Raw genomic sequence first — 25835 nt, 5'->3', positions numbered from 1 at the left:
GCAAGGGCCGCCCCGCCGCACGGGGGGCGTCCCCCTCCCGACTCGCGCAGCGAGTTGAGAGAGGGGGAAGGCGCGAAGCGACTCAGGGGGTGCTTCATTTTTTCGGCAGGATGTTGAGTTCCGCAGTGCTGGGCAGGAAGCTGGGGTTCCACACGTCGTCCGCGTTCACGCGGGTCTTGGTGTTGAATGCGTCGGACACTTGCGATGCCATCAGCGACAGGCGGCCGGGCACGGCCTTGCCGAAGCCTTCGGCGCGGGCGTCGGGGCTGTTGATCACGGTGTCGATGGCCAGCTGCAGGCGGCGGGTTTCGAGCGGCACGTTCACGATGCCGTCGCGTGCCTTCACATGTTCGATGGCGGCGGCGGGGTTGGCGATCACTTCCTTGGCGCCCTTGGCAAAGGCCGAGAGGAAGGCCTTGATGGCGGCCGGGTTCTCCTTGATGAGCTTGGGGCTGGCGATGATCACGTTGCCATACAGCTTCACGCCAAAGTCGGCATAGGGCAGCACCACCACGTCGGCGGCCTTGGCACCGCGCGCTTCCAGGTTGAGCAGCGAGGTGAAGGTGAAGCCGGTGATGGCGTCCACGTCGCCGCGCACCAGCATGGTTTCGCGCAGCGGGGGGTCCATGGCGGTCCAGGTCACGGCGCCAATGCCGTTGGCCTTCTGGAAGATGGGGAACGCGCGGCGGCCTGCGTCAAACACGGGGGCGCCCAGCTTCTTGCCGGCCAGGTCGGCGGGCTTGGTGATGCCGCTCTTCTTGAGCGCCATGACCGATGCGGGCGTGTTGTTGTAGACCATCATCACCGCCACGGGCTTGTTCTGCGCGTCGGGGTTGTTGGCGTGGAATTCCATCACGGCGGCCAGGTCGGCAAAGCCCATGTCGTAGGTGCCCGAGGCCACGCGCTGCACCGCGCCGCCCGAGCCGTTGCCAGCATCTACCGCCACGTCCAGGCCCGCAGCCTTGAAGTAGCCCTTGGCCACAGGCTGCAGGAACAGGGCGGCAGGGCCCTCGAAGCGCCAGTCGAGCTGGAACTTGATGGGCGTGGTGGCCTGTGCGTGGGCGGTGCTGAAGGTGCTGGCGGTAGCGAGCAGGAGAGCGGCTTGCAGGAGGGTGCGTTTGTTCATCATGAAGAGGTTCCTGTCAGAAGACGGCGGGAGAAGGCGGTAGCACAACGGGGCACTGGGGCGGCCCCAGGGTTCGCCACCGTGCCATGGTGGGCCAGTCAGCAAAAACGATGCCTGGTTTCACCGGGGCGGGGAGGGGGTGCGAGCTATTGTTCGCCAGTTTGGTGCACGCGGTTCTACAGGCTTTCCCGAAATGGTGCAAAGGGGTTTTGGCGGTCCGAGGCTGGAGGCAACAAGCTTCGCGCCCATGGGGTCCGCTAAATCGGTGCCGAGGCGCGCGGCGGGGGCGCACATTGGGGCAAACGCGCAGGCCGTGCCCGCCCGCCGGTGGTACAACAAAAGCCCTGCATCCACTTTGTGGTTCCCGATCTCCATATCCACACCAACACTTGGGAGGGCTTCTCATGGCAGACATCCAGGCTTTTTTCGAGAACGTGCAACTACCCACCATCCCCGACGTGGCGCGCGAGCTGATCGCCACGATGAAGGACGATGACATCCCTTTTGAGAAGGTGCGGGGGGCGATCTCCAAGGACCCGGCCCTCACGGCCAAGCTGATCCGCCTGGCCAACAGCGCACGGTTTGGCCTGCCCAGGCAGGTGGCGTCGCTGGACGATGCCATCACCATGGTGGGGCTCAACCAGGTGCGCACACTGGCGCTGGCGTCCTGCATGTCGGGCGTGTTCAAGGATGCGCCCGGGGTGGATGCGGATGCCTTTTGGAAGGAGAGCATGGCCATTGCGGGCTATTCGCAGTGGCTGGCCCGCACGCTGGGCTCCAATGTGCAGGAGTCGTGGCTGGCGGGCTTTCTGGTGCGGCTGGGTGAGCTGATCATTGCCCAGAAGGCGCCCGAGCAGATTCCGGCCATCGAACAGCTGCCCCACCATGCGGGTGGCCGCTGGGAGCGCGAACGCACGCTGTTGGGCTTTACCGAAGCCCAGGTGACGGCCGAGCTGGCGCGGCGCTGGCGCTTCCCTGACACCATCACCCGCGCGCTGGAGACCGCCGAAGACCCCGTGGCCGCCACACCGTTCTGCCGCCTGGGCGGCATCCTGCATGTGGCCACCCTGCTGGCCGAGATCGGGCTGGAAGAGCCCATGTCGCCCGCCGACACCATTGCCAGCCTGCCCGCCGAGATCAAGAAGGCGCTGCAGCTCGATTCCCACTGGCTGGCCGAGCACCTGCCGCCGGTGGCGGACTATGTGGATGTCTCTGTTCGTTGAAGTTGTCTCACACAAAAAGAAAGGCCCCGAGGGGCCTTTCTTTTTGGCGTAGCGCGATCAGCGCTATCAGCTATATCCGTCAGGCCGCGCGTGCCGCAGCGCTGGCCACGGCCAGGGCCGTCATGTTGAACACCCGGCGCACCGTGGCGGCAGGCGTCAGGATGTAGGCTGTGGCGGCGCCGCCCATGAGGATGGGGCCCACGGTCACACCGCCGCTGGTGGTGGTCTTGAGCACGTTGTACAGGATGTTGGCGGCATCCAGGTTCGGGCAGATCAGCAGGTTGGCCGAATCGGTGAGCGTGGAATCCGCCATGTAGGCGTTGCGGATGTTCGGCTCCAGCGCGGCGTCGCCGTGCAGCTCGCCATCGCACTCGATCTCGGGGTGGGCAGCCACAAACAGGTCGCGCGCCTCGCGCATCTTGCGGGCCGAGGCGCGCTTGGACGAGCCATAGCTGGAGTGCGACAGGAAGGCGACCTTGGGCGGGATGCCAAAACGCTGCACTTCCTGCACTGACATCCAGGCGATGTCGGCCAGCTGCTGGGCCGTGGGGTCTTCGTTCACATAGGTGTCGGCGATGAACAGGGTGCCCCGGTTGGTCATCAGTGCGTTGAGGGCCGCGTAGTCGCGTGCGCCTTCCTGGCGGCCGATGATGCTATGGATGCGCTCCAGGTGCGTCTCGTACGTGCCGACCAGGCCGCAGATCATGGCGTCGGCGTCGCCCAGCGTGACCATCAGCGAGGCGATGATGGTGTTGGAGCGGCGCACGGCCGCCTTGGCCACTTCGGGCGTGGCGCCATTGCGCTTCATGAGCTGGTGGTAGTGCTCCCAGTACTGGCGGAAGCGTGGGTCGTCCTCGGGGTTGCACACCTCCACATCCTTGCCCAACTGCATGCGCAGGCCGGCTTTTTCGATGCGGGCTGCGATCACGGCGGGGCGGCCGATGAGGATGGGCTGGGCAATCTTGTCGTCGATGGCCATTTGCGCGGCGCGCAGGGCGCGCTCGTCTTCGCCGTCGGCGTAGGCCACGCGCTTTTTCGCTTCGGGCAGGGCCTTGGCCGCGTTGATCACGGGGCGCATCAGCATGCCGGTCTGGTAGACGAAGCGCGACAGCGTTTCCTTGTAGGCCTCCATGTCTTCGATGGGGCGCGTGGCCACGCCCGATTCGGCGGCAGCCTTGGCCACGGCGGGGGCGATCTTGAGGATCAGGCGCGAATCAAACGGCGTGGGGATCAGGTAGTCGGGGCCGAAGGTCAGCTCTTTGCCCGCATAGGCGCTGGCCACTTCTTCGCTGATGTCGGCCTTGGCCAGGTCGGCAATCTGGCGCACGCAGGCCAGCTTCATGGCCTCGGTGATCTTGGTGGCGCCGCAGTCCAGGGCGCCACGGAAGATGTACGGGAAGCACAGCACGTTGTTGACCTGGTTCGGGTAGTCCGAGCGGCCGGTGGCGATGATGCAGTCGGGGCGGATGGCCTTGGCCAGCTCGGGGCGGATTTCAGGCTCGGGGTTGGCCAGAGCCAGGATGATGGGCTTGGGGCCCATGGTCTTGACCATCTCGGCCGTGAGCACGCCGGGGGCCGAGCAACCCAGGAACACGTCGGCGCCGTTGACCGCATCGGCCAGCGTGCGGGCGGCGGTCTTTTGCGCGTAGGCCGCTTTCGATTCGTCGTAGCCACCGGGGCGGCCTTCGTAGATCACGCCCTTGGAGTCGCACACAAAGATGTTCTCGACCTTCACGCCCAGGCCCACCATCACGTTCAGGCAGGCAATGGCGGCCGCGCCCGCGCCCGAGACAGCAATCTTGACCTGGTCGATCTGCTTGCCCACCAGTTCCAGGCCGTTGAGCAGCGCCGCGCTGCTGATGATGGCCGTGCCGTGCTGGTCATCGTGGAACACCGGGATGTTCATGCGCTTGCTGAGTTCGCGCTCGATGTAGAAGCACTCGGGGGCCTTGATGTCTTCCAGGTTGATGCCGCCCAGCGTGGGCTCCATGGCCGCGATGATCTCGACCAGCTTGTCGGGGTCGCGCTCGGCCAGTTCGATGTCGAACACATCGACACCCGCAAACTTCTTGAACAGGCAGCCCTTGCCTTCCATCACCGGCTTGCCCGCCAGCGGGCCGATGTCGCCCAGGCCCAGCACGGCCGTGCCGTTGGTGATCACGCCCACCAGGTTGCCGCGCGAGGTGTAGTCGAACGCCTTGGACGGATCGGCCTGGATGTCGAGGCAGGGGTAGGCCACGCCTGGCGAGTAGGCCAGCGACAGATCGCGCTGATTGGACAAAGGTTTGGTGGGGGTCACCGCAATCTTGCCCCGGCCGGGGTTGCGGTGGTATTCGCGCGCAGCGTCGCGCAGCGATTCTTCGGCGGCGGAAAGTTTCTGGGTCATACGGAAATCCTGGAAGTCCTCGGCGGAATGCAAAACAAGCGTACCCGATGGTGGGGTGGGTGCGCATGCCGGTTTATGCGGATGCGGCATGAAGCCAAAACCCCCTTGCGGCAAGGCCAGCAAGAGGGCAGGGCCCCGGGGGGCGGGGCGGGGTTCTTCGGCAGCGGGCAGGCGGGATGCTAGTGGGCGTCGGCCTGGCGTGCGGCGTTCACAGCGGCGGAGGTGTCGCGGCTGGCGCCATTGAAGAAAACGTTCAGGGCCACAGCCGTGATCGAGGCCAGCAGGATACCGGATTCGATGAGGGGGTGGATCGCATGCGGCATCCACTGGCGAAAGCTCGGTGCAATCAGCGGGATCATGCCCACGCCAATCGACACGGCCACGATCATCGCGTTGAAGCGGTTGTGCTTGAAGTCCACCCCGCCCAGAATGCGGATGCCCGTGGCCGCCACCATGCCGAACATCACCAGCCCCGCGCCGCCCAGCACCATGGTGGGCAGCGATTCGACCAGCGCGGCCATCTTGGGCAGCACGCCCAGCACGATCAGGATCACGCCACCGGCCACACACACAAAGCGGCTCTTGACGCCCGTGACGGCCACCAGGCCCACGTTCTGCGAGAAGCTGGTGTAGGGGAAGGTGTTGAAGATGCCGCCCAGCAACGTGCCCAGGCCGTCGGTGCGCAGGCCGCGCGTGAGGTCGGCCTGCTCGATCTTGCGGTCGGTCATCTCGCCCAGCGCCAGGAACATGCCGGTGGATTCGATCATCACCACGATCATCACCAGTGTCATGGTCAGGATCAATATGGGGTCGAACACCGGCCCAGCAATCTCGAACGGCAGCACCAGGTCAAACCACTGCGCCTTGGCCACTTTCTCGAACGACATCAGGCCCATGGCCACGGCAATCACGGCGCCAATGACGATGCCCAGCAGCACCGAGATGTTGGCAATGAAGCCCTTGGCAAACTTGGCAATCAGCAGGATGGACACCAGCACCACGGCCGAGATGCCCACACCCGTGAGGTCGGCGTATTTGGGGTTGGGCACCGTGGGCACCACTGCAAAACCCTTGGGCACGGGCGGCAGTGACGAGCCGGGCGCACCGGCAACAGACTGCATCTCGCTGAGCCACTTGATGTGCTCGGGATTCACCACATTGGGCGCGGTCGGCCCCACGGGGTTGCCAAAGATCCAGTTGATGCCCACGCGCATCAGGCTGATGCCGATGACCGCAATGATGGTGCCGGTGACCACCGGTGGAAAGAACCGCAGCATGCGGCTGACCAGCGGCGCGATCAGGATCGAGATCACCCCTGCGCCGATCACCGAACCAAAAATCAGCCCGGCCCCGGCGGTGCCCCCTGTGCTCTGCGCCATGGACACCATGGGCGCCACCGAGGCAAAGGTCACGCCCATCATCACCGGCAGCCGGATGCCGAACCACTGCGAGGCGCCCAGCGCCTGGATCAGCGTGACGAGCCCGCAGACGAACAGGTCGGCCGAGATCAGCTTGGCCACCTGGTCGGGCGTGAGGTTGAGCGCGCGGCCGACGATGAGCGGCACGGCCACCGCGCCGGCATACATCACCAGCACATGCTGCAGGCCCAGCGCCGTGAGGCGCCCCAAGGGCAGGTGTTCGTCCACGGGATGCACGGGCGGGGTCATGGGAATTCCTTTTGTACGGGGCCTGAGGGATGGGTGGCGATCTGTGTGCAATGTGGTGCACAGCAGTCCATACAAAAATCGTATACAAAATATGCGAAACGGCTTATCCCGGTAAACCCTAGGTCCAGCGGCAACGCCCTCCAGCGCGCCGGGCGGTGGAAGGGATAGAGAGGGCCTGTGGCCGACGCCGGAGTTGCGGGCAGGTCAGGGCACGCCGCGTGGCCCCGCCAAAGGGGCCAGCGATTCGCGCAGGCGGTCGCGCACCAGCGGCTGGCCGGGGTTGAGTGCTGCTTCCACATGGCCAATGTGGGCCAGCAGACGTTCGCGCGCCAGGGCCGCGTTGCCCGCCTCCAGGGCCTCGACAATGGACTCGTGCTCCGCGCACGACTGGCTGGCCTCGTGGCGTGACTGGTAAAGCGATGCAGCGAGGGTGGTGCGCGCCGTGAGGTCGCGCAGGATGTCGCTCAGGCTGCGGTGGCCCATGACCTCGGCCAGACACACATGAAAGTCGGCCAGCAGGAAGGCGCGTGTGGCCGCGTCCGCACCCTCGATGGCGCGCTGCTCGTCGGCAATGTGGGCGCGCAAGCGGGGAATGACCGCCTGCAGCGGGCGCCCCGCATCGGCCAGGATGCCCGATTCAATGATGCGCCGGGCCGAAAACGCATCGCGGGCGTCGTCCACCGACGGCTCCACCACATACCAGCCCCGGCGCGGGCGCACCTCGACAAAACCGCGCGCCTGCAACTGCATCAGCGCTTCGCGCACCAGGGTGCGGCTCACGCCGAAAAGATCGGCCAGCTCCTGCTCGCCCAGGCGCTCGCCGGGGGCGAGCTTCTGGGCCAGGATGGATTCCACCACCTGCTGGGCGATCTGGTTGGGGCTGATGCTCATGGGAGGGCTGTGGGCGTGGGCAGTGGCGTCAGCGCGGCAGCGCCAGGCGCGGGTTGGAGGAGGGTGTGGCGGGCTCGCCGTCGAGCTTGAAGCCTGCCACCGTGCGCGCAAGGTGGTGGGCCTGTTCGTTCAGCACGGAAGACGCGGCGGTGGATTCTTCCACCAGGGCAGCATTTTGCTGTGTCGCGCGGTCCATCTCGGCCACGGCCTGGTTGATCTGGCCAATGCCGGCGCTCTGCTCGGTCATCGATCCGTTGATCTCGCCGATGATCTTCGCCACGTGCTGGATGTCCTGGACGATCTCGCCCATGGTCTTGCCTGCAGCCTGAACACGCTGCGTGCCCGTGGCCACGCTCGCGCTGGAGGCGTCAATCAGCGCCTTGATCTCCTTGGCGGCTGTGGCGCTGCGGTGGGCCAGGCTGCGCACCTCGCTGGCTACCACGGCAAAGCCTCGGCCGTTCTCGCCAGCTCGGGCCGCCTCCACCGCCGCGTTCAGCGCGAGGATGTTGGTCTGGAACGCGATGGAGTCGATCACGCCGATGATCTCGCCGATCCTGGCCGAGGCGGCCGAGATCTCGTCCATCGTGGTCACTGCGCCAGCCGCCACCTCGCCACCCCGCGTGGCCGTGGCGCTGGCCGAGTTGGCCAGGCGCGTGGCCTGCGCGGCGGCTTCTGCCGACTGCTTGACGGTGACGGTCAGCTGCGACAACGAGGCCGAGGTTTCCTGCAGCGCGCTGGCCGAGCCTTCGGTGCGGTTGGACAGGTCCTGGTTGCCAGCCTTGATCTCGTCGGTGGCCGTCTTCATCGATTCGACGCCCTGGCGCACGTCTTGCAGTACCGTGCCGATCTTCTCGACAAAGCTGTTGAACGACGCCGCAATCTGCGCCACCTCGTCGCGCCCCTGTACGGGCAGGCGGTGCGTGAGGTCGCCGCTGCCGGAGCCGACTTCATCCATCGCGTCCCGCACCTGCGACAGGCGGCGGAACGACTGCGCGGTGAGCAGGGCCGTGACGCCGGCTGCCGCTAGCACCAGCAGCACGATGGCGATGGCCGATGTGCGTACCACCTGGCCCAAGCCCGCTGTGGCCTCGGTTTTGTCCAGCGCCACCACCAGCAGCCAGTCGGTGCCCTGCACGGGCAGCGCGCGCAGCAGCTTGGGGGTGCCGTTGAGGTCTGCCTCCAGCGAATGGCTGGCGCTTTGCAGCGACGACACCACGGCGGGCGTGAGCGCGGCAGAGACTTCCGCGACGGGTTTGAGCATGCGCTTCGCGTCGGGGTGGGCCAGCACCAGCCCGTCCTTGTCGATCACGAAGCCCAGGCTGCTGGGCGTGGGGTGCACCGCAGCCACCACTTCCTGCACGCCCTTGAGCGGCACCGCGCCGCTGACAGCGCCCTGCGCCGTGCCGCCGCGCAGGATGGGCGCGGCGAACGAGACGAAGGGCTCGCCGGTGGAGGCGTCGCCATAGGGCTTGGTCACCACCAGCTTGCCGGCCTGCAGCGCGGTCTTGTACCAGGGGCGGGCCGTGGGGTCGTAGGTGGGCGGCGTGCTGGCGCTGCTCGACACCCAGCTCTTGTCCTGCCAGCCGCCCGTGGTCACCGGGAAGCCGCCGGCCTGGTTCATGTGCAGCACCAGGCCCTTGGGGTCGCCGGGCTCGACCACTGCCGCCGTCGCCGTCACGGCCGTGGCTTTGGCAGCCACCCATTTCTCGATGGCCAGTGTGTTGCCCGAGGCGATGGCCGCCAGGTTTTCTTCGATGGTCTGCAGCGTGGCGGACCGCACGATGGTGTAGGTGGCCGCGCCCGTGAGTGCCAGGGCCACGGTGACGGCTGCAGTGGTGATGAGCAGGATGCGGGTGCGAAGCGAGGTGATCATGGGATTGCTGCCTTGGCCGGGGAGAGGGGCGGAGCGGTGGGGGTGGCTGTGGGTAGCTTCGGACCTGTGCACTGTGTGTTGTGCGGAAAGTAATGCGGCCAGGTGGTGGGGTAGCGGATGCTGCTGCGCGCGGGCTCAGCCTTTGCCGTCCTTGAACATGTCCGGTGACAGGCTGTGCTTGAACCAGTGCATCGCGTTGACCATGAGCGCCTGGGACGACCGGGCCTGGGCCAGGAACGCGTCTACCCGCGCCAGCAGGCGCGGTTCACCCTTGCGCACGCCGATGTAGCAGGGGCTTTGCCGCAGCACCGCCACCCGGCGCACGCGCTCGCGCAGGGCGGTGTCGGGGATGGATTCGGCCACCACGTTGCCCGCAGCGAACGCATCGATGGTGCGGCGCACGTAGGCATCGAGCAGGGGCGCCGAGCTGTCGAACGCCACGGCCGTCGCATGCGCTGCCTGGGCCTTGAGTTCGGCCTCTTCGAGGCTGCCGCGCACCACGCCCACGCGGCGGCCCTTGAGCGCGGCCAGGTCGGCCAGTCCCGCGCCGGAGTCGCCAAAGACGCCCATGTAGGTGGGCGCGTAGGCAGTGGAAAAGTCGATCTCGCGCTCGCGCTCGGCGGTCTTGCCCAGGCTGGCGATGACCAGGTCCACCCGGTCTTCGCGCAGCGCCGCCAGTCGCTCGCCGCTGGCCACGGGCAGGGTCTTGAGCGACACGCGCAGGTCGCCGGCTAGCATGCGCGCCACCGCGATGTCAAAGCCGTCCAGCACGCCGTTCTTCGTGAAGCCGAAAGGGGGAAACTCCTGCGGCGCGGCCACGCGCAGCACGCGGCTCTTGAGGATGCGTTCGAGCTGGTCCGGTGCGTCGCCCTTGCCCTGCGCGGCGGCGATGCCCCAGCCCAGCGTGCACAGGCCCGCCGCGCCTGCGATGGCGCTGCGCCGGGTCGGATGGGAGTAGCGGGATGGCTGGGTCATGGGGGTGCCTCGCGTGGCGCGTTGGGATTTACTTCTGCAGCGGCGCGACGGCCTGGCCGTCCAGCACGGCATGGGCGCGCTCGCGGTCGATGTCGCCTTCCCACGCGGCAATCGCCACCGTGGCCACGCAGTTGCCGATCAGGTTGCCCAGGGCGCGGGCGATGCCCATGAACCAGTCCACCGACAACACCAGCACCAGCCCGATGGCAGGGATGGCCGGAATGGCGTGCAGCGTGGCCGCCAGCACCACGATGGCCGAGCCCGGCACGCCGTGCGCGCCCTTGGAGGTGACCAGCGAGATCGCCAGGATGGTCAGCAGGTCGGTCATGGTGATGGGGGTGTTGGTGGCCTGTGCGATGAACACGGCCGCCAGCGTGATGTAGATCGAGAACGCGTCCAGGTTGAACGAGTAGCCCGTGGGGATCACCAGGCCCACGGTCGAATCGCGGATGCCCATGTTCTTGAGCTTGGCCATGATCTGGGGCAGCACGCTGTCCGACGACGTGGTGGCGAATACCACGGCCAGCTCTTCGCGCAGGTAGCGCAGCAGCTTGAACAGGCTGAAGCCCGAGAACCGCATGATGAGACCCAGCACCACCACCACGAACAGGAACACGGCCACGTAGAACAGCACCACCAGCATGCCCAGCTGCTTGAGCGAGCCGATGCCGTACTTGCCCACCGTGAAAGCGATCGCACCCAGCACGCCCAGTGGGGCCAGCTTGATGATCAGGCCCATGGTCTTGAACAGCACATGCGACAGGTCTTCAATGAGGCCGGTGACGCGTGCCCCGCGCTCGCCCAGCAGCGCCAGCGCGCAGCCGAAGATGATCGAGAACAGCAGCACCTGCAGCACGTCGCCGTTGGCAAAAGCGCTCACAGCCGTGGTGGGGATGAGCTTGAGCAGAAAGTCGCTGAAGCCGCCGCCCGTGAGCTTGCTGGCGTTTTCTGCGTAGGCGCCCATGGCCTTGGGGTCCAGCGCCTTGGGGTCCACGTTCATGCCCACGCCGGGCTCGAACCAGAACGCCAGCGCCAGGCCCAGCACCAGAGCGATGGAGGTGACCACCTCAAAGTAGATCAGCGACTTGACCCCCACGCGCCCCACGCGCTGCAAATCACCCGTGCCTGCAATGCCGTGCACCACCACGCAGAACACGATGAGTGGGATCAGCATCTTGATGAGCTTGATGAAGCCGTCGCCCAGCGGCTTGAGCTGCACGGCCGTGTCAGGCCAGAGCAGCCCGATGGCCACACCGGCAATCAAGGCCAGGATCACCCGGCCGAAGAGGGAGTTGAAGAAGCGAAGCATGGGAACCCTTTGGTGAGAAAAAGGATGGAGGTGCGCTGCAATCAATCTTGCATACAAGAAATGTAGACAACTGTTGCAGGCCAGAACATGGGGTTATCCCGTGCTGTGCACCGCTCTGGCGTGTTGCCATCCCCTGCCTGGGTTGAAGTAGTTTTGACTTTGGCGCACTGCTGTGCGGGTGACCGTGGCCCCACAATCGCCCGCGGAGACAACCCCATGACCATCACCGACACCGTGCCCGACCCCGTTCGCCAGAGCGGGGAATTCCTCGAACACCTCTACCGCGTGGCTGTGCGCCGTGCACTGCCGCTGCACAACACCGCTGCATTTCTGCCCCCCCCACCCAGCCGCGAGAGCGGCGGCCGCACCCTGGTGCTGGGCGCCGGCAAGGCCGGTGGTGCCATGGCCCAGGCGGTGGAGGCGCTGTGGCCGGCCGATGCGCCGCTGTCGGGCCTGGTCGTCACGCGCTACCACCACACGCCGCCCCGGCCCGCAGGCCTGCCGCAGCGCATCGAGGTGGTCGAGGCCGCACACCCGGTGCCGGATGCGGCGGGGCTGGCGGCCGCAGAGCGCATCCTGGCGCTCACCCAGGGGTTGACCGAAAACGACCTGGTGCTGTGCCTGATCTCGGGCGGCGGCTCGGCTTTGCTCACCCTGCCCGCCGATGGGCTTACGCTGGAGGACAAGCAGCGCATCAACAAGGCCTTGCTGGAGAGTGGCGCCGCCATCGACGAAATGAACTGCGTGCGCAAGCACCTTTCGCGCATCAAGGGCGGGCGGCTGGCGGCGGCCTGCGCCCCTGCGCGCGTGGTCACGCTCACCATCAGCGATGTGCCGGGTGACGACCCGTCGGTGATTGCCAGCGGCCCCACGGTGCCTGATTCCACTACCTGCGCCGACGCCCTGGCTATCTTGGCGCGCTACCGCATCGACATCCCGGCCAGCGTGCGTGCCGCGCTGCAGGCGGGTGATCTGGAAACCCCCAAGCCCGGCGATGCCGTGTTCGCAGGCCATGCCGTGCACATGACGGCCACGCCCCAGCAGTCGCTGGAGGCCGCCGCCGAGGCGGCGCGTGCAGCGGGCGTCCAGGCCCACATCCTGTCGGACGAGATCGAGGGCGAGTCGCGCGAGGTGGGCAAGGTGCACGCTGCGCTGGCGCGGGCCGTGGCGCGGCACGGCCAGCCGTTTGCGCGGCCCTGCGTGGTCCTCTCGGGCGGCGAGACCACCGTCACCATCCGCCCGCGCGCCCCGGGCGCCGCCAAGGGCCGGGGCGGCCGCGCGGGCGAGTTCTGCATGGGGCTCGCGCAGGCGCTGCAAGGCCAGGCGGGCGTGTGGGCGCTGGCGGCGGACACCGACGGCATCGACGGCGTGGAAGACAACGCGGGTGCCTGCGTTGCGCCCGACACCTTGGCGCGTGCTGCCGCGCAGGGGCTTTCCATCGCGGACCACCTGGACCGCAACGATGCATATGGCTATTTCGATGCACTGGGCGACCTGGTCATCACGGGGCCCACGCACACCAACGTGAATGACTTTCGCGCACTACTGATTTTGTAGCTTTAAACCCATGGTGGGCGCGCGGTAAGCCCTTCTTTTATTAAGATTTTCGTCTGTAGCACCCGGTGCCCCGCTGGCGCGGGCCACGCCCGGCGGAGCCCGGTTCAGGGCGATGGCCGCTTCTCCTCCCACCAGTCCTTGGCAAACCGCCCCTGCAGGAACGCCACAAACGCCTGCACCTTCTGCGGCACCAGGCGCGGCGACGGGTACACCGCATGAATCTCCTGCTCGGGCAGGCGGCAGGTCTTGAGCACCTCCACCACGCGCCCGGCGGCCAGCGACTCCACCGCCACATAGTGCGGCAGCGCCGCGATGCCCATGTGCGCACGCGCCGCCGCCAGCAGCGCGGAGAGATTGTTGGACCGCAGCCGCCCTGTGACGGGCACCGACACCGCTTCGCCGCTCGCATTGCGCAGCCGCCACAGGTCGTTGCCCTGCACGCTGCTGTATATCAGCGTGGCGTGGTCCTTCAGGTCCGACGGCCTGCGTGGCGTGCCGTGGCGGCGCAGGTAGGTGGGTGAGGCCACCAGCACCCAGGGGTTCATGCCCAGTGTGCGCGCACCCAGGGCCGAGTCGGCCAGCTTGCCCAGGCGGATCGCCACGTCGATGCCATTGGCCACCAGGTCGGTGTAGCGGTCCTCGAAGCTCAGGTCCAGCTGCACCTGTGGGTTCTGCGCCATGAACTCCAGCGCCAGCGGCACCACCACGCGCCGCCCGAACGCAACCGAACTGCCCACCCGCAGCTGGCCGTGTACCTGGGTCTGGCGCACGCGCACCACGCTCTCGGCCTCGGCCACGTCGGTCACGATGGCCTTGCACTTCTCGTAGTACAGCGCACCGGGCTCGGTCAGGCTCACGCCGCGCGTGTTGCGGTTGAGCAGCCGCACTTTCAGATGCGCCTCCATCGCGGCGATCTGTTTGGTCACGGTGGGCTGCGTGGTGGTGAACTCCTGCGCCACCTTGGTGAAGCTGCCTGTCTCCACCACCCGCACAAACATCTGCATGGCATCGAGCCGGTCCATCGTTGTTGTCTCCTGGGGCTTTTGGGCATGGTGGCGTGGGCGCGCACCGTGGCTTATTCCTGTGTGGAATAAATTTTATGGTTCATCGCCACCTTCCGCACCACGGGGGGCTTGCCTAGAGTGGGGCCATCCAACCGATAGCAAACCCAGGAGATGTGCAATGGCAAGAATGAAGGCCATCGAGGCCGCCGTAAAAGTGATGGAAAAGGAGGGCGTGAGTGTCGCGTTCGGCGTGCCCGGCGCGGCCATCAACCCGCTGTATGCGGCGCTCAAGGCGCACGGCGGCATCGGCCACATCCTGGCGCGCCATGTGGAGGGCGCCAGCCACATGGCCGAGGGCTACACCCGTGCCGTGGCCGGCAACATCGGCGTGTGCATCGGCACCAGCGGCCCCGCCGGCACCGACATGATCACCGGCCTGTACTCGGCCAGTGCGGACTCCATCCCCATCCTGTGCATCACCGGCCAGGCGCCGCGCGCCCGCCTGCACAAGGAAGACTTCCAGGCCGTGGACATCGCCAGCATCGCCAAGAGCGTGACCAAGTGGGCCACCACGGTGCTGGAGCCCGCCCAGGTGCCGCAGGCGTTTCAGCAGGCCTTTCACCTCATGCGCTCCGGCAGGCCCGGGCCGGTGCTGATCGACCTGCCCATCGACGTGCAGCTCGCCGAGATCGAGTTCGACCCCGACACCTACGAACCCCTGGTGCCCTACAAGCCCGCCGCCACGCGCGCGCAGATCGAGAAGGCACTGAGCATGCTCAACGCCGCCGAGCGCCCGCTCATCGTTGCGGGCGGAGGCATCATCAACGCCGATGCCTCCGACCTGCTGGTGCAGTTGGCCGAGGTGCTGGGCGTGCCGGTAATCCCCACGCTGATGGGCTGGGGCAGTATCCCGGACGACCACCCGCTCATGGCGGGCATGTGTGGCCTGCAGACCAGCCAGCGCTATGGCAATGCGAGCATGCTCGCCAGCGACTTTGTGCTGGGCATCGGCAACCGCTGGGCCAACCGGCACACGGGTTCGGTCGATGTCTACACCAAGGGGCGCAAGTTCGTGCACGTGGACATCGAGCCCACGCAGATCGGCCGCGTGTTTGCGCCGGACTTCGGCATCGTCTCCGACGCGGGTGCGGCGCTCAAGCTATTTGTGGAGGTGGCGCGTGAATGGAAGGCGGTAGGCCAGTTGCGCGACCGCAGTGCCTGGGCGGCCGAGTGCCAGGCCCGCAAACACAGCGTGGACTACCTGCGCAAGACCCATTTCGACAGCGTACCCATGAAGCCGCAGCGGGTGTACCAGTGCATGAACCGCGCACTGGGCAAGGACGTGTGCTACGTCTCTACCATCGGCCTGTCGCAGATCGCGGGCGCGCAGTTCTTGCACGTGTACCAGCCGCGCCACTGGATCAACTGCGGCCAGGCCGGCCCGCTGGGTTGGACGGTGCCCGCCGCCCTGGGCGTGCGCGTGGCCGACCCGGCGCGCAAGATCGTGGCGCTGTCGGGCGACTACGACTTCCAGTTCATGATCGAAGAGCTGGCTGTGGGCGCGCAATTCAAGCTGCCGTACATCCACGTGCTGGTCAACAACAGTTACCTGGGCCTGATCCGTCAGGCGCAGCGCACCTTCAGCATCGACTACTGCGTGCAGCTCGCGTTCGACAACGTGAACATGCCCGAGGGCGAGGTGGCGCGCGGTTATGGCGTGGACCACGTGAAGGTGGTCGAAGGCCTGGGCTGCAAGGCCATCCGCGTGCACCGCCCTGAAGAGTTCGCACCCGCCATCGCCCAGGCCGAGGCCTGGATGGCGGAGCACCGCACCCCTGTGGTCGTCGAGGTGATCCTGGAGCGCGTGACCAACATCGCCATGGGCACGGAGATCGACAACATCGTCGAGTTTGAAGAGCTGGCCACGCAGGCAGCAGATGCGCCGAGCGCGCTCGCCATGCTGGATTGATGCAGCGCCTGGTGGCGCGCGGATTCATTCCCCAAACCGTTCAGCCTGAGCTTGTCGAAGGCTGCCCCAAGCCCTGGCTTCGACAGGCTCAGCCCGAACGGTGGTGGGAGAACGCGAGCCACAGCGCCAGTCCCATTGTTCTGATTCATTGTCACGGAGAGTTTTTCTATGCCACGTTTTGCTGCCAACCTCAGCATGCTGTTCACCGAGGTGCCTTTTCTCGACCGCTTCGAGCGCGCTGCGCGCACGGGCTTCGAGGCTGTGGAATTTCTGTTCCCGTATGAATTTCCCGCAGAAGAAATTCGTGAGCGCATCGACAGGCACCGGCTGCAGATCGTGCTGCACAACCTGCCCGCTGGCGACTGGGCCGCAGGAGAGCGCGGCATCGCCTGCCACCCCGATCGCATCGCCGAGTTCCGCGCGGGTGTGGCCCAGGCCATCACCTACGCCAAGGCGCTGGACGTGCCCCAGCTCAACTGCCTGGCGGGCAAGGCGCCTGCCGGTGTGGCGGCCGACGTGCTGCGCCGCACCCTCATCGACAACCTGCGCTTTGCGGCCACCGAGCTGAAGGCCGCTGGCCTGCGCCTGCTGATCGAGCCCATCAACCCGTTCGACATCCCTGGCTTCTACCTGACCCGCACCGACCAGGCGCTGGACATCTTGGATGAAGTGGATGCCAGCAACGCCTTCGTGCAGTACGACATCTACCACGCGCAGCGCACCGAAGGCGAAATCGCCGCCACGCTGCAAAAGCACCTGCCGCGCATCGGCCACGTGCAGCTGGCCGACAACCCCGGCCGCAACGAACCGGGCACCGGCGAGATCAACTACCGCTACCTGTTCGCGCACCTGGACCGCATCGGCTACGACGGCTGGGTGGGCTGCGAGTACCGGCCCGCGCGCACCACCGAGATCGGCCTCTCATGGCGCAGCGCCTTGACCGCTTGAAAGCGAATGAACCACAACACACAAACAGGAGAACAAGAACATGACTGACACCCCTCTCAAACTCGGCTTCATCGGCCTGGGCATCATGGGCGCGCCCATGTGCGGCCACCTCATCGCTGCGGGCCACCAGCTGTACGTGCACACCCGTGGCCGCGTGGCGCCGCAGATCGCCGAGAGCAGCGCCACACAGTGCACCACCGCGCGCGGCGTGGCCGAGCGGGCCGACATCGTCTTTCTGATGCTGCCCGACACGCCGGATGTGGAGAAAGTGCTGTTTGGCGCAGACGGCGTGGCCCACGGCCTCAAGGGCAGCGCGGGCAAGGTGGTGGTGGACATGAGTTCCATCTCGCCCGTTGCCACCAAGGACTTCGCGCGCCGCATCGAGGCCCTGGGCGCGCAGTACCTGGATGCGCCCGTCTCGGGCGGCGAGCTGGGCGCCAAGAACGCCACGCTGTCCATCATGGTCGGCGGCCCCGAAGCGGTGTTCGACCGCATCAAGCCGCTGTTCGAGCGCCTGGGCAAGAACATCACCCTGGTGGGCAGCAACGGCGACGGCCAGACCGCCAAGGTGGCCAACCAGATCATCGTCGCCCTGAACATCGAAGCCGTGGCCGAGGCGCTGCTGTTTGCTGCCCGCGCGGGCGCCGACCCGGCCCGTGTGCGCCAGGCGCTGCTGGGGGGCTTCGCATCGTCGAAGATCCTAGAGGTGCACGCCGAGCGCATGATCAAGCGCACCTTCGACCCGGGCTTTCGCATCGGACTGCACCAGAAGGATTTGAACCTCGCGCTGTCGAGCGCGCGGGCGCTCGGCGTGCCGCTGCCCAACACTGCCATGGCGCAGGAGCTGTTCAACGCCTGCGTGGCTCATGGCGGGCAGGGCTGGGACCACTCGGCGATGGTGCGGGCGCTGGAGAAGATGGCGAATTTTGAGATTGGGCAGGGTGTGGCGGCTTGAACGATGGGCCTCAGGCGTCCGGGGCGCGGTGGCTTAGAGTTGCAGCAGTTCCAGAGCGCTTGCAGACCACCGATGAAACATGACTGCCCCTACTGCGGAGCCGCCCTTGGGTGGCGATTGGTGACATCCAAGCCACTCCCGGGTGAGCGAAAGATATTGCCTCAGCGCGCAGTGCCCGTGTGCCCGGCATGCCAGGGCGCGCTGGCCACCAACATCCATTGGTCGGAAGGCGTGCTGGGTTGCGCTGCGGCGCTGCTGGCCTTTCTGTTGCAGCAGTTGCTATCCGGAGCCGTGCAGCCAGGTTCCGGGTTTTTCATGCTCATGGGCGCGGTGATGGCCGCCATGGTCGCGCTGGCGGTTTTCTTCCACTTCCGCTATTGGCGGCACTGGCAAAGGTACAAGCCCTACGTGTCCCCGTAACTTTGCCAGCGCCAAGCGTGGGCAAAAGGGGGATGCTTGGCAGGGCCAGAGGCGCAAAAAATCCCGCACACCTCTCGGTGAGCGGGATTTTTGATTCAAATTGGCCGCTACCGCCCGTTCATCAAGCGGTAATAGCTATCAATTAAATAGCAATCAATACCCCAACGTCTTCCCATCCGGGTTGCGTGGGTCCGAGTAGCCATACAGCGCGCCGCCCCGGATCTGGATGGTCTGCGTGCGGCCCATCGAGGGCTTCACGGCGATGTTGTGACCGCGCTGCTTGAGCAGGGCAATGGTGTCGGGCGACAGGCCCTTTTCCACGCGCAGCTCGTCGGGCGTCCACTGGTGGTGCACGCGGGGTGCGGCAGCGGCTTCGGCGGGGTTCATGCCGAAGTCGATGGTGTTGACCACCGTCTGCAGCACCGTGGTGATGATGCGCGCACCGCCAGGGCTGCCCGTCACCAGGGTGGGCTTGCCGTCTTTCAGCACCAGGGTGGGCGTCATGGACGACAGGGGGCGCTTCTTGGCGGCCACGGCGTTGGCGTCGCCGCCGACCAGGCCGTAGGCATTGGCCACGCCGGGCTTGGCCGAGAAGTCATCCATCTCGTTGTTGAGCAGGATGCCTGTGCCCTTGGCGACGATGCCGCTGCCGAAGTTGGTGTTGAGCGTGTAGGTCACGGCCACGGCGTTGCCCGCCTTGTCCACCACCGAGTAGTGGGTGGTCTGGTCGCTTTCATACGGCTGGGGCTGGCCGGGCTTGATCTCCTTGGCGGGGCGCGCGCGGTTGGGGTCGATGCCCTTGGCCAGCGACTCGGCATAGCGCTTGGAGGTCAGGCCCTTGAGCGGGATCTTCACGAAGTCCGGGTCGCCCAGGTATTCGGAGCGGTCGGCATACGCCAGCTTGCTGCTCTCGGCCATGTGGTGGATGGTCTGCGCGCTGTTGGGACCCCACTGGGCCAGGGGCAGGGGCTCCAGCATGTTGAGGATTTGCACCAGGTGCGGGCCGCCCGAGGAGGGGGGCGGCATGGTCACGATCTCGTAGCCCCGGTAGGTGCCGCGCGTGGGCACGCGCTCGGCCACCTTGTATTCGCGCAGGTCCTGCAGGCTGATGGCGCCGGCGTGCGGGGCCATCTCGGCCGCGATCTTCTGGGCGATCTCGCCTTCGTAGAACGCCTTGGCGCCCTGCTGAGCGATGAGGCGCATGGACTGGGCCAGGTCTTTTTGCACCAGCGGGTCGCCTACCTTCAGGGGCTCGCCGTTCTTCCAGAAGATGGCCTGGGTGGCGGGCCACTTACCCATGTTCTTCTTTTCCTGCTGCAGGATCTTGGCGAGCGTCTCGCTCACCGGGAAGCCCTTGTCGGCCAGTTCGATGGCGGGAGCGATCACACGCGACAGGGGCAGGGTGCCCCAGCTTTTGAGCGCATGTTCCATGCCGGCCACGGTGCCGGGCACACCCACGGCGTAGTGGGTGTAGAGCGACTTGCCGTCCACCACGTTGCCTTTGGCATCGAGGTACATGTCGCGCGTGGCCTTCAAAGGGGCCACTTCGCGGAAGTCGAGCGCCACGCTCTTGCCGGTCTTGGCGTCGTGCACCACCATGAAGCCACCACCACCCAGGTTGCCCGCATTGGGCAGGGCCACGGCCAGCGCAAAGCCGATGCCCACGGCCGCGTCCACCGCATTGCCACCGGCTTTCAGGATGTCCAGGCCAATCTGCGAGGCCAGTTCCTGTTCGGTGGCGACCATGCCATTGCGTGCCACCACGGGGTGGAACACGTCCATGTCGAAGTCGTAGGCCGCGCTGGCAGCGCGTGCGGCGGCGGTCTGCTGCGCCTGTGCCGGTGCGGCGGGCGCAGCCACCTGCTGCGGCGCGCTGCCGCAGGCGGTCAGGCTGGCCAGTGCCAGCGCCAGGCTGGAGGCCAACAGCGTGTGTCGGATGTTCATGGAAGCTGCTCCTTGGTTTTTGCTTTGTAGAAAAGGGAAGAGGGATGCGAAGCCCGCGAGGGGCCGCAGCAAGTGTAGGGTGGGCCCCCATGGCGCGCACGCGGTGGTTATGCCGATGGGATATGCAGTCCATGCAAGCCCGTCATGCCTGTGTTGCTGGCGGACGCTGAGCGCCAGCAGCGGTGACTCCACGGGCCCACCGTTCGGCCGTGCCAGGTTCAGCGCTGCAATGATCCGCGCACCTGCGCCAGCGAACGCCGCTGGCGCCCCTGCGCATCCTGGTTGCCGTCCGACAGCCAGGCCTCGAAGGCCTGCCGCAGCAGCGGCCATTCGGTGTCGATGACCGAAAACCAGGCGGTGTCGCGGTTGCGGCCCTTGTAGACCACGGCCTGGCGGAAGATGCCCTCGAACTGGAAACCCAGGCGCGCGGCAGTGCGCCGCGAGGGGGCGTTGAGGCTGTCGCACTTCCATTCGTAGCGGCGGTAGCCCAACGTGTCGAACACATAGGCCATGAGGAGGAACTGCGCCTCGGTGGAGGCGGGGGTCTGCTGCAGCAGGGGCGAGAACATAACGTTGCCCACTTCGATCACGCCATGCGTGGGGTCGATGCGCATCAGCGCCAGCGTGCCCACAGCCTTGCCGGTGGCGCGGTCCACCACGGCGAAGTGGCGCGGGTCGGTGCTCAGTGCGGCGCTCTGGGCGTAGTGCAGGTAGTCCTCAGAGGTGTTGAACGGGTTGATGAACATGTAGGTCCAGGCGCGCGGGTCGGGGGCGAGCCGGTAGGCGGCGTCCAGGTCGGCGGCATGGCGGTCGGCCTGCAGGGGTTCCAGCTGGCAGTAGCGGCCTGCCAGGGTGACGCCGGTGGGCTGGGGGCGGGGCGTCCAGCCGGGCACGGGGGCGCCGATGGGCTGGGCGAAATCATTCGTGAAAGAGGACATGGGTTGCAGGGCCCTGGGGGGCAAAAATGAAGAGGTCGAGTTCCCGACTCTAGGGTTGTGGTGGACTGTAAAAAAGATCCACCAATGCACAATCTGATGGTGCCACCGGGTTCTGGATCGGGTGGTTCTCACAGGCCCACCATGATCCAACGCCCCTCTGCCATTGACCCCGTCCGCCATGTCCTGCTCGATGCCCCGCTGGTGCGGGGGCGGCAAGGCGATTCGTTGCAGCGCCAACTCCTCACGCGCATCCGCGATGCCATCCTGGACGGGCGCTTCCCCTCTGGCTGCCGCCTGCCCGGATCGCGGGACCTGGCGGCCGACCTGGGGGTGTCGCGCAACAGCGTGACGGCGGTGTACGAGCAATTGGGGGCCGAGGGTTACATCGAACTGAACCGCCGAGGCACCAAGGTGGCCGCGCTGGACCGCAGCCGGGCCCGGGGCCGAGCAGGCGCGGCCCGCGCTGCGCCGCCGCGCCTGTCCGAACGCGGTGCACGGGTGGTCAGCCGGTTTGCCGATGCGGCCGACACCCTGGCGTTCAAACCCGGGGTGCCTGCGCTGGCGCGTTTCCCCGTGAGTGCGTGGAAGAGCTGCTTTGATCGCGCCTTCAAGGCGGCGGGGGTGTCGGCCCTGGGCTACGGCCACCCTGCAGGCGAGGCCGCCTTGCGTAGCGCCATCCTGCGGCACCTTGCGGTGGCGCGGGGCGTGCGCTGCGAGGCGGAGCAGGTGGTCATCACCGAAGGCGCGCAGGAGGCCTTGAACCTGTGTGTGCGGCTGGCGACCAACCCGGGCGATACCGCCTGGGTGGAAGACCCAGGCTACCGGGGGGCGCACACGGCCTTCCAGTGCGGGGACCTGCGGGTGGAGCCCTTGCGGGTAGACGGCGCGGGCCTGGTGGTGCCTGCCGATGCATGGACCACGGCACCGCCCCGGCTCATCTACGCCACGCCGTCCCACCAGTACCCCACGGGCGCCGTGTTGCCTGTGGCGCGCAGGCTGGGGCTGATCCGGCAGGCCCAGGCCTGCGGCGCCTGGATCATCGAGGACGACTACGACAGCGAGTTCCGCCCCGCGGGCGAGCTGATCGGCGCCATGCAGGGCCTGGTGCCCGATGCGCCGGTGATGTATGTGGGCACTTTCAGCAAGACGCTGTTCCCGTCGTTGCGGCTCGGCTTTGTGGTGCTGCCGCAGGCACTGGCGGCCGTGGCAGGCCCCCTGCTCAAGGAGACCCTGCGCGGCGGGCACCGCCACGAGCAGCTGGCGCTGGCAGAGTTCATCGAGAGCGGACAGTTCAGTCGGCACCTGGGGCGCATGCGGCGCCTGTACCGCAGCCGGCAGGCGCTGCTGCGCGAGGCACTGGCGCAGCACCTGAGCGTGCCGCATGTAGTGCTGGGGGGCGACAGTGGCATGCACCTCACGGTGCGGCTGCCGCCCGAGTACCCCGACCAGGCGATTGCCGAGGCGGCGCGCGCCTATGACATGGCCCCGGCGCCGCTGTCGCGGTTTGCCCTGTGCGCGCAGCCCGAAGACAACGGCCTGGTGCTGGGCTACGGCAACACGTCCGAATCGCAGTACCCAGCCCTGGTGCAGCGGCTTGCGCAGCTTGCGCGGCTGGCGCAGGCGCAGCGGCTGAAGAGTTAAGCCAATAGGTCGCTCAACGAGCGTGCGATGACCTTGGTGGCGCGGCGCAGGTCTTCCAGCTGCAGGCGCTCGTCGGCGCGCTTGGCATGCGATTCAAGCACGGTGCGTGGGCCCGCGCCGTAGATCACGCCCGGGATGCCGCGCTCCACATACAGGCGCACGTCGGTGTACAGCGGCGTGCCCACGGCGGGCACGGGCTCACCGATCACGGCCTGCGCGTGTGTCTGGATCGCGTCAACCAGCGGCTGGTTGCCCGCCAGCGGCGTCATGGCGTTGGCCAGCAGTAGGCGCTTGATCTCCACGCGGATACCGTCGCGCTCGCCCGCTGCCTGCTCGATGATGCGGCGGATGGCGGCCTCGACTTCGACCGGGTTCTCTTCGGGGATCATGCGGCGGTCGAGCTTGAACATCACCTTGCCGGGCACGACGTTGGTGTTGGTGCCGCCTTCGATGCGGCCCACGTTCAGGTACGGGTGCTTGATGCCCGCTACCTTGGACGTGACTTTCTTGTATTCGTCGTTCTGCGCATACAGCGCGTTCAGGATGTGCACCGCGCCCTGCAACGCGTCCACGCCGGTGTGGGGCACGGCGGCGTGGGCCATCTTGCCATGCACGGTCACTTCCATCTGCAGGCAGCCGTTGTGGGCAGTGACCACTTCGTAGCTGAAGCCAGCGGCAATCATCAGGTCGGGCTTGGTGAGGCCGCTTTTCAGCAGCCAGCCGGGGCCCAGTTCGCCGCCAAACTCTTCGTCGTACGTGAAGTGAAGTTCCACTGCGCCCTTGGAGGGCTTGGCTACGGCTTCGAGCGCGCGCACCGCGAAAGTAAAGCTTGCAAAGTCGCTTTTGCTCACGGCGGTGGCGCGGCCGTACATGGCGCCATCGACGATCTCGGCGCCGTAGGGGTCGTGTGTCCAGCCTTCGCCGGGCGGCACCACGTCGCCGTGGGCGTTCAGGGCAATGGTCTTGCCACCGTTTCCGTAGGGCCTGCGCACGATGAGGTTGGTGATGGATTCCATGCCGTAGGCCAACACATCGGCTGCGGGCACGGCATGTTTTTCGGCTTCGTAGCCAAAGTCCTTGAGCAGCTCGGCCGTGCGTTCGGCATGGGGTGCGTTGTTGCCGGGGGGCGTGTCGGTGGGCACGCGCACCAGGGCCTGCAAAAAGCGCACTTCCTCGTCAAAGTGCTGGTCAATCCAGGCGTCCAGTGCGGCGTAGTTATTGGGGGTTGTCATGGTTGTTGTTCCTCTGCAAGTTGGCGCAGCACCTGGGTGAAGGCGTCCACGGCCAGCTGCATGTCGTTGTTGGTGGTGGATTCGAGCGGGTTGTGGCTGATGCCGGAGTTCAGGCCGCGCACGAAGAGCATGGCCTGGGGCATGATTTCATTGAGCTTCATCGCGTCATGCCCCGCGCCGCTGGGCATGCGGAAAACGGGCACACCCAGGGCATCGACGGCGCGCTCCCAGTGGTGCTGCCAGGCGGGCGCGCTGGGCGCAGCGGCAGCGCGCATGGATTCTTCCAGCGTGTAGCGCAGGCCGCGGCGGGCGGCGATCTTGGCAAGCTGCTCCTTCACGTCGCTCACCAGCGCATCGCGCTGGGCATCGGTGGGTGCGCGCAGGTCCAGGCTGAATTGGCAGCGGCCCGGCACCACGTTGATGGAGCCCGCGGGCACCTGCAGCTGGCCGATGGTGCCCACCGAGTCGCCGTCCTGCGCGGCGCGCTGCTCCACATAAAGCGCCAGCTCCGCCACGGCCACGGCTGCGTCGCGGCGGCGGTCCATGGGGGTGGTACCTGCGTGGCTGGCGGTGCCGATCATCTCGGCGATGAAGCGCACGCTGCCGTTGATGGAGGTGACGACGCCCAGGGGCAGGTCCAGCTCGTTGAGCACGGGGCCCTGCTCGATGTGCACCTCGATGAAGCCCAGGTACTGCGCGGGGTCGCGCTTGAGCTTTGCGATGTCATCGATGCACAAACCTGCGTGCTGCATGGCCGCGCGCATGGTCACGCCGTCTGCATCCTTCTGGTCGAGCCAGGCGGGGTTGAAGTCACCGATAAGCGCGCCCGAGCCGAGGAAGGTGGCCTTGTAGCGCTGACCTTCCTCTTCAGCAAAACCCACCACCTCGATGCCGAAGGGCAGGCGTTTGCCACCGCGGTGCAGCTCGCGCACGCAGGCCATGGGCACGAAGATGCCCAGGCGGCCGTCGTACTTGCCGCCGTTGCGCACGGTGTCGTAGTGCGACCCGGTGATGAGGTAGCGGGCGCCTTCGCCAGCGGCGTGGTAGCGCCCCACCACGTTGCCCACGGCGTCCACCTCCACCTCGTCGAAGCCGCAGTCGCGCATCCAGTGGCTGATGCGCTGGGCGCAGGCGCGGTGCGCGTCGGTGAGGTAGGTGACGGTGAGCTGGCCCTTTTCGGCAAAGCCGGGGTCGGAATGCTCGGCGAGCTTTTCCTGCCAGTCCCACACATCGTTGCCCAGGACAGGCTCGGCGGCGAACTTGTCGTTCAGGCGGATCTCGGCGATGCGGTGGATGTTGCGCAGGGCCTCGGCCAGCTCGAACTCGGGGTGGTTGTCCAGGCGCCTGGCAAAGGTGTCGATGATCTCCTGCTTGGGCAGGCCCGTGCCGCGCGGCCCGCGCACCGCCAGGATGAATGGGAAGCCAAAGCGCTCGTTGTAGGCAGCGTTGAGCGCCTGGATGCGCTCGAACTCTGCGGGCGTGCACTGCGTGAGGCCGGCCTTGCTCTGTTCGTTGGTGGACTCGGCCGTGAGATTCTTCGCCACCATGGCCTTGCCCGCGAGTTCGGGGTGGGCGCGGATCAGCGCGAGCTGCGCGTCCTGCCCCGCCGTGCGCACGACCTGCGCCAGCGCGTGCTGCAGGTGGGCCTGCGATCGGAAGGGGCGTTGCGCCAGTGCCTGCTCGGCGATCCAGGGCGAGTGCTCGTACAGGCCGTCCAGCAACTGCAGGGCCTCGGCAGGGCTGGCGGCGTTGAGTTGTTCCAGGGTCAGGGCCATGC

The 25835-nt window shown here is 66.9% G+C and carries 18 protein-coding genes and 1 pseudogene; 7 read left to right on the top strand and 12 right to left on the bottom strand.

Features of this window, described 5'->3' with window-relative positions:
• Positions 1–94: 94 nt before the first annotated feature.
• Complete coding sequence (locus AvAM_RS08450) at positions 95–1126, bottom strand: ABC transporter substrate-binding protein (RefSeq protein WP_137747070.1); 1032 nt, start codon at positions 1124–1126, stop codon at positions 95–97.
• A 404-nt stretch (positions 1127–1530) separates the two neighbouring features.
• Between AvAM_RS08450 and AvAM_RS08445 the strand changes: the two genes are divergently transcribed.
• Positions 1531–2349 carry an HDOD domain-containing protein gene (locus tag AvAM_RS08445; protein ID WP_137746649.1) on the top strand — a complete coding sequence of 273 codons (819 nt, stop codon included), beginning with the start codon at positions 1531–1533 and terminating at the stop codon, positions 2347–2349.
• 79 nt (positions 2350–2428) lie between these two features.
• Here AvAM_RS08445 and AvAM_RS08440 read toward each other — a convergent pair whose 3' ends face one another.
• The 6 genes from AvAM_RS08440 to AvAM_RS08415 all read right to left on the bottom strand — a co-directional run bounded on the left by AvAM_RS08440 (position 2429) and on the right by AvAM_RS08415 (position 11450).
• Positions 2429–4735, bottom strand: a complete 2307-nt coding sequence (locus tag AvAM_RS08440) for an NADP-dependent malic enzyme (protein WP_137746648.1) — start codon at positions 4733–4735, stop codon at positions 2429–2431.
• A gap of 179 nt (positions 4736–4914) precedes the next feature.
• Positions 4915–6402, bottom strand: a complete 1488-nt coding sequence (locus AvAM_RS08435) for a nucleobase:cation symporter-2 family protein (RefSeq protein ID WP_063462474.1) — start codon at positions 6400–6402, stop codon at positions 4915–4917.
• Between the two features lie 204 nt (positions 6403–6606).
• Positions 6607–7293 carry a GntR family transcriptional regulator gene (locus AvAM_RS08430; RefSeq protein ID WP_137746647.1) on the bottom strand — a complete coding sequence of 229 codons (687 nt, stop codon included), beginning with the start codon at positions 7291–7293 and terminating at the stop codon, positions 6607–6609.
• A 28-nt stretch (positions 7294–7321) separates the two neighbouring features.
• Positions 7322–9166 (bottom strand): methyl-accepting chemotaxis protein, encoded by a 1845-nt coding sequence (locus tag AvAM_RS08425; RefSeq protein WP_137746646.1) that lies wholly within the window; start codon positions 9164–9166, stop codon positions 7322–7324.
• A gap of 135 nt (positions 9167–9301) precedes the next feature.
• Positions 9302–10141, bottom strand: coding sequence for a transporter substrate-binding domain-containing protein (locus tag AvAM_RS08420; protein WP_171012174.1), 840 nt, complete (start codon positions 10139–10141; stop codon positions 9302–9304).
• A 28-nt stretch (positions 10142–10169) separates the two neighbouring features.
• A complete protein-coding gene (locus tag AvAM_RS08415; RefSeq protein WP_137746644.1) occupies positions 10170–11450 on the bottom strand; it encodes a C4-dicarboxylate transporter DctA in 1281 nt (426 codons plus the stop codon).
• A gap of 216 nt (positions 11451–11666) precedes the next feature.
• Here AvAM_RS08415 and AvAM_RS08410 point away from each other — a divergent pair, with 216 nt between their 5' ends.
• On the top strand, positions 11667–13007 hold the full coding sequence (locus AvAM_RS08410) for a glycerate kinase (RefSeq protein ID WP_137746643.1): 1341 nt from the start codon (positions 11667–11669) through the stop codon (positions 13005–13007).
• 104 nt (positions 13008–13111) lie between these two features.
• On the opposite strand, the gene AvAM_RS08405 is transcribed toward AvAM_RS08410, so the two are convergent.
• Positions 13112–14029, bottom strand: coding sequence for a LysR family transcriptional regulator (locus tag AvAM_RS08405; protein WP_137746642.1), 918 nt, complete (start codon positions 14027–14029; stop codon positions 13112–13114).
• A gap of 160 nt (positions 14030–14189) precedes the next feature.
• Here AvAM_RS08405 and gcl point away from each other — a divergent pair, with 160 nt between their 5' ends.
• From gcl to AvAM_RS08385, 4 genes are all read left to right on the top strand, one after another.
• Positions 14190–15980: a glyoxylate carboligase gene (gene gcl / locus AvAM_RS08400; protein ID WP_137746641.1), complete on the top strand. Its 1791-nt coding sequence runs from the start codon at positions 14190–14192 to the stop codon at positions 15978–15980.
• 168 nt (positions 15981–16148) lie between these two features.
• On the top strand, positions 16149–16928 hold the full coding sequence (gene hyi / locus AvAM_RS08395; RefSeq protein WP_137746640.1) for a hydroxypyruvate isomerase: 780 nt from the start codon (positions 16149–16151) through the stop codon (positions 16926–16928).
• Between the two features lie 40 nt (positions 16929–16968).
• Complete coding sequence (gene glxR / locus AvAM_RS08390; RefSeq protein WP_137746639.1) at positions 16969–17883, top strand: 2-hydroxy-3-oxopropionate reductase; 915 nt, start codon at positions 16969–16971, stop codon at positions 17881–17883.
• Between the two features lie 72 nt (positions 17884–17955).
• Positions 17956–18303, top strand: coding sequence for a hypothetical protein (locus AvAM_RS08385; protein WP_137746638.1), 348 nt, complete (start codon positions 17956–17958; stop codon positions 18301–18303).
• A gap of 153 nt (positions 18304–18456) precedes the next feature.
• Here the strand turns inward: AvAM_RS08385 and ggt are convergent, their stop codons facing one another.
• Both ggt and AvAM_RS08375 read right to left on the bottom strand, forming a co-directional pair.
• The gene (ggt, locus tag AvAM_RS08380) at positions 18457–20247 is read right to left on the bottom strand and encodes a gamma-glutamyltransferase (RefSeq protein ID WP_137746637.1); all 1791 of its coding nucleotides are present in this window, start codon (positions 20245–20247) and stop codon (positions 18457–18459) included.
• A 230-nt stretch (positions 20248–20477) separates the two neighbouring features.
• Positions 20478–21185, bottom strand: a pseudogene (locus AvAM_RS08375) (GNAT family N-acetyltransferase); the annotation flags it as partial.
• Positions 21186–21326: 141 nt separating this feature from the next.
• Between AvAM_RS08375 and AvAM_RS08370 the strand changes: the two are divergent.
• Positions 21327–22826, top strand: coding sequence for a PLP-dependent aminotransferase family protein (locus AvAM_RS08370; protein WP_171012173.1), 1500 nt, complete (start codon positions 21327–21329; stop codon positions 22824–22826).
• On the opposite strand, the gene AvAM_RS08365 is transcribed toward AvAM_RS08370, so the two are convergent.
• Positions 22823–24058, bottom strand: coding sequence for an ArgE/DapE family deacylase (locus tag AvAM_RS08365; RefSeq protein WP_137746634.1), 1236 nt, complete (start codon positions 24056–24058; stop codon positions 22823–22825). The genes AvAM_RS08370 and AvAM_RS08365 overlap by 4 nt on opposite strands.
• Complete coding sequence (uraD, locus tag AvAM_RS08360) at positions 24055–25833, bottom strand: 2-oxo-4-hydroxy-4-carboxy-5-ureidoimidazoline decarboxylase (RefSeq protein ID WP_137746633.1); 1779 nt, start codon at positions 25831–25833, stop codon at positions 24055–24057. Before uraD ends, AvAM_RS08365 begins: the two co-directional genes overlap by 4 nt.
• Between the last annotated feature and the right edge of the window lie 2 nt (positions 25834–25835).

This window comes from Acidovorax sp. NB1, assembly GCF_005405905.1.
In the GTDB taxonomy this organism is placed as follows: Bacteria; Pseudomonadota; Gammaproteobacteria; order Burkholderiales; family Burkholderiaceae_C; genus Acidovorax.
This window is presented reverse-complemented; position numbering and strand designations above follow the sequence as displayed.